Consider the following 12,365-nt stretch of genomic DNA (forward strand, 5'->3'; position numbering starts at 1 on the left):
AATGAAAAACTTAGTACTATTAGGTGGCGGATATGGTAATATGCGTATTATGTCTCATATTTTACCATCTGCACTTCCTGAAAATTATTCTATTACATTGATTGATCGTATGCCTTATCATGGTCTGAAACCAGAATTCTATGAATTAGCTGCTGGCACAAAGTCAGACAAAGATATTCGTATGAATTTCCCAGATTCAGAGCGTATTAACACCGTATATGGAGAAATTAATGATATTAATTTAGAGGACCAAATAGTTTCTGTTGGAAATACGAAAGTGGATTATGATGAATTAGTTATAGGACTAGGATGTGAGGACAAATATCACAACGTTCCAGGCGCTTCGGAATATACACATAGTATTCAAACATTATCTAGTTCACGCGAAACATTTCACCATATTAGCGAATTACCTAACGGGGCTAAGGTAGGCATTGTAGGCGCTGGTTTAAGCGGCATTGAACTAGCAAGTGAATTACGCGAAAGTCGTGAAGACTTACAAATCTTCCTATATGATCGTGGAGAGCGTATCTTACGTCGTTTCCCTGAAAAGTTAAGTCGTTATATAGAAAATTGGTTTAAAAAAAATGACGTAACTGTAGTACCAAATTCTGATATTAATCGTGTAGAACCTGGTAAGATTTTTAATAATGATGTGCCAGAAGAATTAGATTTAATTGTATGGACAGCAGGTATCCAACCCGTTGAAATTGTTAGAAATCTACCAATCGATATTAGTAAAGATGGGCGCGTTATATTAAATCAATATCACCAAGTGCCTACTTATAAAAACGTATATGTTGTTGGTGACTGTGCAGATTTACCTCATGCACCTAGTGCACAACTTGCAGAAGTTCAAGGTGATCAAATTGCTGATGTGATGAAGTTACAATGGCAAGGTAAACCACTTCCCGAAAAAATGCCTGAACTTAAAGTTCAAGGGTTCTTAGGTTCTTTAGGCGACAAAAAAGGATTTGCATATATTATGGACCGAACTGTTACTGGTCGGTTAGCCTCAATCTTAAAATCAGGCGTATTATGGTTATATAAATACCATAATGGCTAAACTTGTATAATATTAAAATAAAGACACGACCTGACTTTTCTTTAATACATTAACTCGAAAAGTACACGGCCGTGTCTTTATTAAATAATTAATGACGCTCCATAAATTGAGTGATATCTCTTAGTTGAACATATCCATCTGAAACATACTCATCATTCATAGTGACAAGCGGATAGAATAATTCATCTTCTTGAATACGTTCAATATATTGCTGATCATGGTCAGTTAAATTTTCTGTATCTTTTTCAATATCAATATACGTAAATTCAAATTGTGTATCTGGATATTTTCTTTTTAACAACGGTTGCAACCAATCATACGTATTTCGAGCTGTCGGTGCATTGACACAACTCGCACACACAATATCTGCGCCATAAACGACTACACTTACTTTATTCATATTAACTTATCCCCTTTTGTCTTGATTGATAGATTTTTTCTTATATATCTATTATAATAAAAAGATAGATAGAAAATGAAATAATATACTTGAAAGGAGGCATTTCCATGCCAACTGAAAACGTAACAATGTTTGATCAAGTAGCAGAAGTTATTGAAAAATTACGTCCCTTCTTACTACGTGATGGTGGCGACTGTTCACTTGTAGATGTAGAAGACGGAATCGTTAAACTTCAATTACACGGTGCATGCGGTACATGCCCAAGTTCAACAATCACATTAAAAGCAGGCATCGAGCGTGCTTTGCATGAAGAAGTACCTGGAGTAGTCGAAGTAGAACAAGTATTCTAGTTTATTAACTCATTTATAAATAAAAACAACACAAGATTTAAATGCTTTAGAATCCTTCACTTAGAGAGACAACAAGCCCATTTTCTAAAAACATCATAGTCCTACTTAGGCATTGACGAATTGGACCCGAAAATAAGCTTATAGCAAGCATTTTCGGGTCCGATTCATGTTACATTTATATCATGATTTTTAAAATATGTTTCAAATTATAAATAAAGGTATACTATTACCTGTTAGTCAGCGATGCATATGTTGCGCAATATGCTCACTAATATAAGCCCAACCCTTCCATCCTATATGTACCGCATCACTAATCACGTACGGTTCATAATCTTTATCTGTCATATCATAAATTCGCCCACCACGACTAATAACAGTGTGATTAATTTTATCATACACTTTTTGACGTTTTTCTTTATGAACGCCAATATGATCATACCATTTGCCATTTGAAGGGATACTAATATATTCAACATCAGCGCCAGCTTCACGCATTGTGTCTACTAGTAACTCTAAATCTTTGAATTCTGGCGAATGCGCATTAAATTCGTAATCTCTATTAATTTTGCGTTTATGCGCTTTTATTAAGTCCCAATACTCATCTCTAATCTTAAATGCATTTGATTGTGAGTGTTTTGCACCATGAATTTCAGCTTGCTTACGAATAGCTTGCCAGGATGCCTCTTGAGCTGTAATAGGCTCGGTATCTGTTAATTCTGTTTTTGAAAGTGGCACGCGTGATTTGATCGCTTCAATTTTCTCGAATTGAGTGGTATTAAATGATGATAAATAGTGGTCTGTCTCACTTACATTGTCTTTAGACATTTTTTCTAAATAATTTCTATTATATACATTTTTAAAACTCAATAATCTCTTCGCGTAACGTTGTTTAAGTTCCGGGCTTAATTTTTTTTGGTTAAATAAATGATTTAATTGCGTTTTTGAAATGCGCGCATCAAAATTCTTATTCGTCAACCCGTGATTCGTAAACCATTGGGGCGAAATAATAAAAGCCATTTTCTTTCCTTTTAAATTGTCATACTGTGCTGCTAATTCTATTGCATTAATCAAGTCAGTAGATCCGCCCGTTCCAATTAAAAATGGTTGTTGTGAATATACCGTTTGATCACGTAATAAGATGGCTGGGTTAAATGGATCATCTTTTTCTAGTTCGCTCGATCCATATATAGGATAAAATGCATTTGAACGAAACATTTTGTCTTGGATTAAAGTACCTTTTAATACTTGGTCAGATAATGCAATGCGTTGTTTTTCCAATGTTTTTGTAGTAATTAATCCGCTAAACCAACTTGATGGTAATATTAAGAAAATTCCAAATAAACAAAGGCTAATAATAATTGGGGTAAAAGGTTTTATTTTCATCGTAATTCTTCTAGTACCGCTACTATCTTATTAGGCGTTGCCCATTCGTCCCTATCAAAGTCCATGATAGAAACTTCAATCTCTAATTGGTTTTGAATTTCTAATAAAAGCCCAACTGTTTGAAATGAATCAATAATGCCTTCTTCAAATAATGCGATATCTGGATTTTCTTTCACGATGTTATTTTCAGTTACTTCAGCTAATAACGCTAATACTTGTTCTCTAAATTCCATTATAATTCCTCCTAATTTTAAAACAGTTTCCCAGAAAAGATAAGAAAACCAAATGTTATAAAATGAAATGTCACAATAATACTTAAAGCAGTGGTATATTTATTTTGCCAACGTGGCGGGTGTTTTTTTCGCCACTTTTCGTAATAACCATAACCTATAAATAGTGCCGCATGATATAAACCATATAATATATAATATATTTCAATACCATGCCAAATACCCATAATTAAAAAGTTTAAGAAAAAAGCAACATTCGACATTGCAAATTGATTTTTTAATAACTTTTTCTTTGACATAAAAAATAGTGAACGCATGTAAATACAATCTCTAAACCAAAAAGACAATGACATGTGCCATCTGTTCCAGAAGTCTTTAATATTTTTAGCTTTAAATGGTTGTTTGAAGTTTGGTGGTGTTTGAATGCCATATATGTAACTAAATGCGATAGCAAATAATGAATAACCAGCAAAATCAAAGAATAAATATAAACTATAAGCATACATGTACAACCACTTTGTTATCATACCTGTAAAATCTAGCATCATTGGATTAATAGCAAATGTTTGTATTAAATATGCAATAATATATTTATATAAAAAACCTAACATGATCAAATGGATTGCTTTAGCAAATAAACTACTATACTCATTGCCATTTAAAACTTTATTTTCATCTTTAACAAATCGCTTGTAACGATCAATCGGCCCTGAAGAAATCGTTGGAAAGAAAGATATAAATTGTATGACTTTCCAAAAACGTACTTCTTTGATTGAACCATCTCTAATTTCCATTAATAACTGAACACTTTTAAACGTCACATATGAAATTCCTAAAAACCCTATAAACTCAACTACTTTGTTTTCATGAAGTTTTAATTGTACTGCTCCAAACCATGAACTCTGCATGACTTTCACTATTACAAGGGGCAAGATAGAAAGCGTAATGACTGTAATAAATATTGTTATTTTATTGTTTTTGGCGCGAGCGTACCAATAATACATAATAATGACTACTTGCCATATAATATAAAGTAAAAAATTGATTAGTTGCACGCTTAAATACGTTTGTCCAAAAAGATTATGTTTATCAGAAGAGAATATTAACATAATCATGATGGCTGTACTTAAACCATTATAAATTCTGCTACGTTTCCCCAAAAACCCTAATATGATAACTGGTATTAATAATAAAAATGCTATAAAAAAGAATGTAAAGTCACCGTATGGAATCATTTCAATAAATCCTCAGCAATCTTCTTACGATCTAACTTTCCGTTCATTGTAAGTGGTAATTTATCTGTATAAGTTATCTTTTTAGGAATCATGTACTCAGGAATTAAACGTTTTAATTCCTTTTTTATTTGGTGCGTTATAGTTTGGTTATCCATATGGTCTTCAACATGATTAAGAACAACTACAGCATTTAAATTGATCACTTTCCCGTCTCGGTACATTGGCACAACAATGGCTTCTCTAACATAATCTACTTCACGTAACTGACACTCTATTTCTTCAAGTTCCATTCGATAACCATTTAATTTAATTTGATAATCGATCCGACCATTTATAAACCATTGGTTGTCTTTTAATTGTGCTTTATCGCCTGTATAGTAAGCTTTCTGTCCATCTTGCATTTTAAACACTTTCTCTGAACGCGTCTTATCTTTAACATACCCTTCACTCACACATTTTCCTAAAATTACAAGTTCGCCCTCCTCCGTTAAAGTTAAACTTGTTCCTGATTGTGGTATGCCTACTGGTAAAGGGTTATATTTTTTAATAATGTCTTCAGTAATCAACACACTTGTTACTGCTACAGTAGCTTCTGTCGGTCCGTAAGTGTTATAAATAAACGCAGAAGGAAAACGTTGTTGTAATAATTGAGCAGTTCTATGAGCGAGCATCTCACCACAAAAGAAAAACTCTTTCAAACTACTATAATGCGCTTCTGTTAAATGGGGTAACATCAAACACATTTCCATAAAAGAAGGAGTGGATACCCATACATTGATCTGCGTTTCTTCTAACATTTGATTTAATAACTTAGGTTTATTGATCATTGTTTTATCTACTAAGTTCAACGTCCCTGCTGTTGCTAAACAAGGATAAATAGACATAACAGATAGATCAAATGAAAATGGCGCTTGGTTTAACCACTGTTGGTTTAATCCTAATTGATTTAGTTGTATCATCCAATTTGTAAAGAGGTTCAAACTTTCATAACTAATTTGTACGCCTTTAGGTTCACCAGTAGAACCTGATGTAAAAATAGTATAGGCTATAGCTGAATCATTTATACTATTTTCTATGGGACTATCTCCATCTACGTTTAATAATGCTGTTGTTGTAATAATAGATGGTCCCTCTATGTGTAACTGCGCATCAGTCGTATTTAATAAATATTGGGGCGCTATTTTATTTATAATAGATACAACGCGCTCTTGAGGAGTAGAGGTATCAATCGGTACATAACCACAACCTGCCTTAATACTTCCTATCATTCCTACTATCATATACGGGGACATGTGCCCATATAAAATCAATGGGCTTTTAGTATCTTTTAATATAACAGCAAGGTGGTCCGCATACTGGTTTAATGCTTCATATGTCAAACTTTCATCGTTGTGCTTAACTGCAACTTGGTCTGGAAAATTTTTTCCATTCTCTATAATTGTCTGAATGATGTCTTTCATGCTAGTCTCCTTCATTAAAATTCATTATATATAAAGTTATTATGTGTATCGCCAGTACCATAAATTAAGTATAAGGCTATTAAAATAACCAAGTACATGATAGTTAATAACCATGGTTTGAATGTTTGAAAAGAAGGTTGTTTATTGATTTCCTTTTGCATATTTCACCTCTTATTTTTATCCATTTATAGTTAAATATGTTTATTAAATCAACTTTTAAATTTTGTACGTTAAACTTTATAAAAATATTCAACTTTTTCATCAATTAATTATACAATTTTTTCTACGTTAATACAATTAAATATTTATGCATCTATATAACAAAATTGTTAGATGTCCTATAAATAAAAGAGTCATAATTATTATTTTCCAAAATACTTTGCACTTTAATTTATATTACAAATATATTATGTTTTAAGTCGTGTAAAGAAAATATAAAAAAGCAGTTATCGAATTATTCGATAACTGCTTTTTTAATTAATTTATGGTTACTGGTGTTTTAGGCTGTTTCTCATTTAATACTAACTGAATATTATCTACACAAAGTTGTACCATACGATCTCTTGTAATCACTGATGCACTCCCAATATGAGGGAGTATAGTTGCATTTTTCATTGATAATAAGGGATGCGTCGTATCAATAGGTTCTTCTCTCAAAACATCTAAACCACATGCTTTTATTTCTTCATTTTGTAATGCTGATACTAACGCTTCTTCATCAACTATTGCACCTCTACCAATATTAATGAAAACGGCGTCATTTTTCATCATTTTAAATGCTTTTTCATCAAATTTGTCTCGTGTTTCTGCTGTAAGCGGCGCGGTACAAACGATAAAGTCACTCTCTTTTAATAAGGTTTCAAATGGAACGTATAAGGCACCAAGTGCTTCTTCATCATCTGGGCGTCTTGTTCTATTATGATACATAATATTAGTGTTAAAACCTTTTAATCGTCTCGCAAATGCTTTACCAATATCCCCCATACCATAAATACCGACGTTCGCATGGAATAAATCCTTGCCCGCAAATAAATACGGACCCCAACTTTGCCATTCACCATTTTGAACGTACGATTCCGCTTCAACTACACGTCTTGCTACTGCAAGCATCAAAGTGAATCCTAATTCTGCTGTTGTTTCTGTCAAAACGCCTGGTGTATTAGTAACCACAATATCTTTGCTTTGCATTAGTTGCACATCAATATTGTCATAGCCAACTGCCATATTTGCTATGACTTTAAGATTAGGTGCAGCTTCAATAACTTCTTCATCCATTTTTTCACTCAATGTGACAAAGCATGCTGTTGCATCTTTTAAAGCAATTAAAAATTTATCCCGCGGCATAGGCTTATATGATGCATCCCACACTTCTACTTCACCTATAGTTTCTAATTGCTTAATGAATTTTTCTGGAATCTTTCTACTCACTACAATTTTTTGCATTCAATCACTCCTATATTTCGAGTTCTTTGATTACCTCATTTAAATCTTTAAAACTGTATGTCGGTGGAACGTCTTTAAGTTTTACTTCATCTAACGAAGAAACGCCAGTTTGGACATGAATTGTATCCATATTAACGTTGATGCCAGAAAGTATATCAGTATCATATAAATCGCCCACCATTGCCACTTCAGAACAATCTAAACCTAAAATCTCCATCGCCTTATTCATAATAATAGGTTCTGGTTTACCAATAAATGTAGGTTGAACGCCTGTCGATGTGGATACAACGCTTGTAATAGCGCCATTTCCCGGTAAAAATCCACGTTCTTTCGGTATAGAAACATCTTTATTAGTTGATATAAATGTCGCCCCATTACGCACGCCTAATGTAGCAGTTGCCAATTTCTCATAAGTTACAGCTTCGTCTAAGCCAATAACTACGTAATCTACGAACTCATCATTTTTAATGACTAAACCATGATTCGTTAACGCTTGTTCTAAACCAGAGCCACCCAACATATAAATTGAAGCTCCTGGGTGTGCTTCAGCAATATATTCTGCGGTAGCTATCGCTGAAGTTACTACTTCATCTGGCTTAGCTGTCACGCCCATTGCTTTTAATTTTTCTACTACTTCGGCAGGTTCTTTTGTTGAATTATTCGTTACAAATAAATGTGGAATCTCATGTTTATTTAAATACTCAATAAACTGTGTTGCACCATCAATTTGTTCGTTACCTTTGTACATCGTACCATCTAAATCGATAAGGTACGCTTTATAATGTTTCATCAAAGCTTATTTCTCTCCTTTTTGGCCAAATGCTGTAATCGGGACATTTTCATTTTTTAAAAACTGGATAACTTCATCAATAAATTGTTGATAATAATCAAGCGTTCTATCAAAAAGCGGTACTAACTGTGTCGTTTCAAGTTCATCATAATAATGTACGAATTGTTTTCTTTCATCAACGGTTTGATTGATATTACTTTGTGTATCTTTAGAAATAACATTTTCTAATTCTAAAATATCTATAACATCTTTGTAATTTCCTGGATCTCTTAAAATAAAACCATCTATAATCATATTACCAATATCTACAGATGATTCTATCAACATTTGTGAAATTCTTTCGAATGCGTAATGGTTATCTTTATGGTTAGGATAATCATTAACTAATTCTTGTAAGTAATTTAACTTTTTATCTAACTTATCTTTATTAACAAAATACATCTACGTCACTCCTATCATTCTCATCATACCATACCTTTGCAGTCAAATTCATTTATGGTTATACTGTAAATTAAGACTTTTTGATATAGAATTGTCCTTAATAATTAAATAATCTCATAGCTCAATTGTGAAAGGATGTTTATATGATAGATATGTATCTTTATGATGATAATGAATCATCACAGGTGCAATTTGTAGGATTTGTTGGAGAATTTAGCCGTTATGATTTAATGCTTGTACAAACCGATCGCCATTTTGGTAAAACAATCGTTTTAAATATGCAGACAAATAAATTTGGCATTATTGGTACAGATGATTTAGAAGAGGAAGGTTATATTGCACATATCTTAGGGGTAACAGAAGATGAAGGCAATGAAATCACAGAATATCTTAACCAAGTTATACAATAATTAAAATAAAAATTAAACGCGTTATATGTTAAATACCAAATAAACCAAAACTATCAGATTAAAAACACAAAAATCTACAACCCAATAAAAATGGTTGTAGTCTTTTTGTGTTTTTGGTTTATCGTCCGTATTTTAAAATTCAATCATACACAGCTTTATGGGTCTAGTATACTATGATCTATTTATTTTTATAGTTACTGAATTAATCTATGATGCTAACTTAGCTATGTTGAGATTGTCATATACTTGAATATAACATCCTATTATTTTTCTGTATCTTGAATCGTCGGCTGGATTTTTACATCTTGTAATTTATTTTTTTCAAATGTTAATTCAACGTCATCATCATCTTCAATTTGAGATGGCACTTCATCCTCTGGAATTTTTTTCAAAATAAAATATGGACAACCAAAATTGCAATATTCTAATAAATAATCTTGAATCGTTGAGAATCGTTTACTCAATTCTGCCTTTTTATTTGAATCTTTATAGAAGCCTTTTAATCTTAATTGGTCATATCCAAAATCTCCGACGATATAATCATATTTATCTAAAATATCTGCGTACCGTTGCGCAAATAATTCTTCATCAAAACATTCTCGGTATTCTTCTATAATTTCAAAATAGAAACTATTCACTTTTATCATTATATTCACCTAATCTAATTGTTATTTTTAATAAAACCATACTAAACTTACATACGAGAAGTCAGTAAAATAACTTTTCTATTGCTAATAAAGACTTAGTCCATCATTTAATTAACGGGCATCGCTAATTTCCAAAATGAACTAAGTCTTTGTATTTAATATCTATATTTAAATATTAGAATCTACACCAAGTTTTTCTTCACCTAAACGATGTCTTTCTTTTGCAGCTTCGTTAACTTGTTCATCTGCATGATAAGAACTTCTCACAAGTGGTCCTGCTTGGCAATGTTTGAATCCTTTATCCATGGCTACTTTTCTTAATTTACCAAATTCTAAAGGTGTATAATATTTTTCAACTTTTAAATGTTTACGTGAAGGTTGCAAATATTGACCAATGGTTAAGATATCAACATCATTTGCACGTAAATCATCCATTGTTTCATAAATTTCTTCGTGAGTTTCACCTAAGCCCACCATTAAACTAGATTTTGTTGGTATATCAGGTTGTAATGCTTTAGAACGTCTTAAAAATTCTAAAGTACGGTCATAAGTCGCTCTAGCACGAACTCTAGGTGTTAAACGACGAACTGTTTCAATATTATGGTTTAAAATATCTGGCTTTGAAGCCATTAAGGTTTCTAATGCTTCGTAATCGCCACCCATATCAGACGGTAATATTTCTATCGACGTATAAGGGTTACGCTCGCGCACTTTACGAACTGTTTCAGCATAAACATTGGAACCGGCATCTCTTAAATCATCTCGCGCAACTGCTGTAATTACAACATGCTTTAAATTCATTAATTCAACAGATTCTGCCACGCGTTCTGGCTCATCTAAATCTAACTCATTTGGTAATCCTGTTTTAACGGCACAAAAACGACATGCACGTGTACAAACTGCGCCTAAAATCATAAATGTAGCAGTTCGACGTTCACCCCAACATTCGTGTATATTAGGACATTTTGCTTCTTCACACACTGTATTTAAATTCTTTTCTCTCATCATTTTCTTGAGACCAGTGTAGTTTTCGTTAGTATTCAGTTTTATTTTTAACCAATCGGGTTTACGTAAAATTTCTTCATTTTTAGTAGCCATAACCGCACAATTCCTCCTGATTTGAAATCTGTAATCATTATAACGAAAATCGGATTAAATTAAAACGTAAAATGTAATATTTTAATAACCAAGTAATTTTTCTTTGTAAATATCTCTTAAAAACTCTGGCATTAAATAATCGATAGATTGTTCTTTTAAAGTCGGAAAATAACGACCGAATGTATACATATCCACTGTGCCAAGCACATAAGTTTTGTCGTCTTCAATTTCTTCACCGTTAATAAAGTATCTTGATTCAGATTCAATCAGCCCTAAATTATATAGAACGTAACCACCAAATATATCTCCTCTGAAGCCTAGGCCTTGCGCGTGTTCATGAAGGTACTCTTGCTTTTGACTTTTAATAATAACATTTTTTAATTCTAAACCATTTAATCGAATACGTACTGCATTGATAGGGTGAGGTAACATTTGATGAATATCAAATTCCGTGACTTGGTTGGCTGAAATACCTTTTACAATTAAACCCGCATTGATGATTGTGCAGTCTGCATTTGTAAATTCAAATACACTTTCAGCTAACATATAAGACGTTTGAGTTATGACATCTGTTCTTCTTGGTAAGTTAATCGGATGATCAATGACCGCGTCGCTTAATAAAGCTTTACCTTCTGCTTCGAAGTGTGTCACTACTTCTGGTAATGTTTCTACTGGATAAATCACTGCATGTTTATCTACAACTGTATCGTGTTCAATTTCTAATGTTACTTCACCTATAAAACGGCCGTATTTACCTGCAGCTGCCATTAAAACACCATTATTGATTTCACCTTTTTCAAAATAATGATGCGTATGACTACCTAATATTAAATCAATTTCTGGAATTTCTTGGCATAATTTCTCATCAAAGAACACACCTACGTGACTCATAATGATTAATAAGTCATAAGCATCTTCATTAGCGCTAATTTCATCTTTAATTGCTTCTAATGGATCAGTAACGACCCAGTCTAGTGCTCTATAGAATGGTGTGAATGGTGCTGTTGCTGCAACAAATAATATACGCACACCGTTTATTTCTTTAATTATAGATGAGGTGATATTACGCGGTAATTGGCCTTGCTCATCAAAAACATTCGCACACGTCACATCAAATTTTGCATTGTCATAAAGTGTATTTAAAGCTTCATGCGAAATAGTCATACCTTCATTATTCCCAATTGTCGCTATATCACAATGTGCTTTATTTAAAAGTTCAACATTCTTTATGCCCATCGTAGCTTCTGTAACAGGGGCTGATAAATCAACATGGTCTCCAATATCTAAATAGAGCGAGGGATGATCTAATTTGGGTCTCTCTTGAGCTAAATATTCGGAAATACGTTCGTACTCATGCAAATGACTGTGAATATCATTTGTATGGTAAATAGTTAATTTCACCATGGGTCCCT

The 12,365-nt window shown here is 32.7% G+C and carries 15 protein-coding genes; 3 read left to right on the plus strand and 12 right to left on the minus strand.

Annotated elements, in window-relative coordinates; translation table 11 throughout:
- The first annotated feature begins 1 nt into the window (after nt 1).
- Nucleotides 2-1,066 carry an NAD(P)/FAD-dependent oxidoreductase gene (locus BJG89_RS10420; protein WP_096810529.1) on the plus strand — a complete coding sequence of 355 codons (1,065 nt, stop codon included), beginning with the start codon at nt 2-4 and terminating at the stop codon, nt 1,064-1,066.
- 88 nt (nt 1,067-1,154) lie between these two features.
- On the opposite strand, the gene BJG89_RS10425 is transcribed toward BJG89_RS10420, so the two are convergent.
- Entirely contained in the window at nt 1,155-1,466 is a 312-nt protein-coding gene (locus BJG89_RS10425; RefSeq protein WP_096810530.1) for a YuzD family protein, read from the minus strand.
- A gap of 107 nt (nt 1,467-1,573) precedes the next feature.
- Between BJG89_RS10425 and BJG89_RS10430 the strand changes: the two genes are divergently transcribed.
- The gene (locus BJG89_RS10430; protein ID WP_019469675.1) at nt 1,574-1,816 is read left to right on the plus strand and encodes a NifU family protein; all 243 of its coding nucleotides are present in this window, start codon (nt 1,574-1,576) and stop codon (nt 1,814-1,816) included.
- 237 nt (nt 1,817-2,053) lie between these two features.
- Here the strand turns inward: BJG89_RS10430 and dltD are convergent, their stop codons facing one another.
- From dltD to BJG89_RS10470, 8 genes are all read right to left on the minus strand, one after another.
- A complete protein-coding gene (gene dltD, locus BJG89_RS10435) occupies nt 2,054-3,199 on the minus strand; it encodes a D-alanyl-lipoteichoic acid biosynthesis protein DltD (RefSeq protein WP_096810531.1) in 1,146 nt (381 codons plus the stop codon).
- On the minus strand, nt 3,196-3,432 hold the full coding sequence (gene dltC / locus BJG89_RS10440) for a D-alanine--poly(phosphoribitol) ligase subunit 2 (RefSeq protein ID WP_096810532.1): 237 nt from the start codon (nt 3,430-3,432) through the stop codon (nt 3,196-3,198). The genes dltD and dltC overlap by 4 nt, the downstream gene beginning before the upstream one ends.
- Nucleotides 3,433-3,449: 17 nt before the next feature.
- Nucleotides 3,450-4,664, minus strand: coding sequence for a D-alanyl-lipoteichoic acid biosynthesis protein DltB (gene dltB / locus BJG89_RS10445; RefSeq protein WP_096810533.1), 1,215 nt, complete (start codon nt 4,662-4,664; stop codon nt 3,450-3,452).
- A complete protein-coding gene (gene dltA, locus BJG89_RS10450) occupies nt 4,661-6,124 on the minus strand; it encodes a D-alanine--poly(phosphoribitol) ligase subunit DltA (RefSeq protein ID WP_096810534.1) in 1,464 nt (487 codons plus the stop codon). Before dltA ends, dltB begins: the two co-directional genes overlap by 4 nt.
- Before the next feature lie 14 nt (nt 6,125-6,138).
- Nucleotides 6,139-6,285: a teichoic acid D-Ala incorporation-associated protein DltX gene (locus tag BJG89_RS10455; protein ID WP_096810535.1), complete on the minus strand. Its 147-nt coding sequence runs from the start codon at nt 6,283-6,285 to the stop codon at nt 6,139-6,141.
- A 316-nt stretch (nt 6,286-6,601) separates the two neighbouring features.
- Nucleotides 6,602-7,567 (minus strand): 2-hydroxyacid dehydrogenase, encoded by a 966-nt coding sequence (locus BJG89_RS10460; RefSeq protein WP_096810536.1) that lies wholly within the window; start codon nt 7,565-7,567, stop codon nt 6,602-6,604.
- Nucleotides 7,568-7,577: 10 nt separating this feature from the next.
- A complete protein-coding gene (locus tag BJG89_RS10465) occupies nt 7,578-8,357 on the minus strand; it encodes a TIGR01457 family HAD-type hydrolase (protein ID WP_096811230.1) in 780 nt (259 codons plus the stop codon).
- A gap of 6 nt (nt 8,358-8,363) precedes the next feature.
- Nucleotides 8,364-8,798, minus strand: a complete 435-nt coding sequence (locus BJG89_RS10470) for a DUF86 domain-containing protein (RefSeq protein WP_096810537.1) — start codon at nt 8,796-8,798, stop codon at nt 8,364-8,366.
- Between the two features lie 143 nt (nt 8,799-8,941).
- On the opposite strand from BJG89_RS10470, the gene BJG89_RS10475 reads away from it, so the two are divergent.
- Nucleotides 8,942-9,208 (plus strand): DUF3055 domain-containing protein, encoded by a 267-nt coding sequence (locus BJG89_RS10475; RefSeq protein ID WP_096810538.1) that lies wholly within the window; start codon nt 8,942-8,944, stop codon nt 9,206-9,208.
- A 263-nt stretch (nt 9,209-9,471) separates the two neighbouring features.
- Here BJG89_RS10475 and BJG89_RS10480 read toward each other — a convergent pair whose 3' ends face one another.
- The 3 genes from BJG89_RS10480 to BJG89_RS10490 all read right to left on the minus strand — a co-directional run bounded on the left by BJG89_RS10480 (nt 9,472) and on the right by BJG89_RS10490 (nt 12,354).
- Nucleotides 9,472-9,855 (minus strand): YutD family protein, encoded by a 384-nt coding sequence (locus BJG89_RS10480; RefSeq protein ID WP_096810539.1) that lies wholly within the window; start codon nt 9,853-9,855, stop codon nt 9,472-9,474.
- Between the two features lie 168 nt (nt 9,856-10,023).
- Complete coding sequence (lipA, locus tag BJG89_RS10485; RefSeq protein WP_096810540.1) at nt 10,024-10,953, minus strand: lipoyl synthase; 930 nt, start codon at nt 10,951-10,953, stop codon at nt 10,024-10,026.
- An 81-nt stretch (nt 10,954-11,034) separates the two neighbouring features.
- Entirely contained in the window at nt 11,035-12,354 is a 1,320-nt protein-coding gene (locus BJG89_RS10490) for a bifunctional metallophosphatase/5'-nucleotidase (RefSeq protein ID WP_096811231.1), read from the minus strand.
- Nucleotides 12,355-12,365 lie beyond the last annotated feature (11 nt).

The organism is Staphylococcus nepalensis (genome assembly GCF_002442935.1).
In the GTDB taxonomy this organism is placed as follows: domain Bacteria; phylum Bacillota; class Bacilli; order Staphylococcales; family Staphylococcaceae; genus Staphylococcus; species Staphylococcus nepalensis.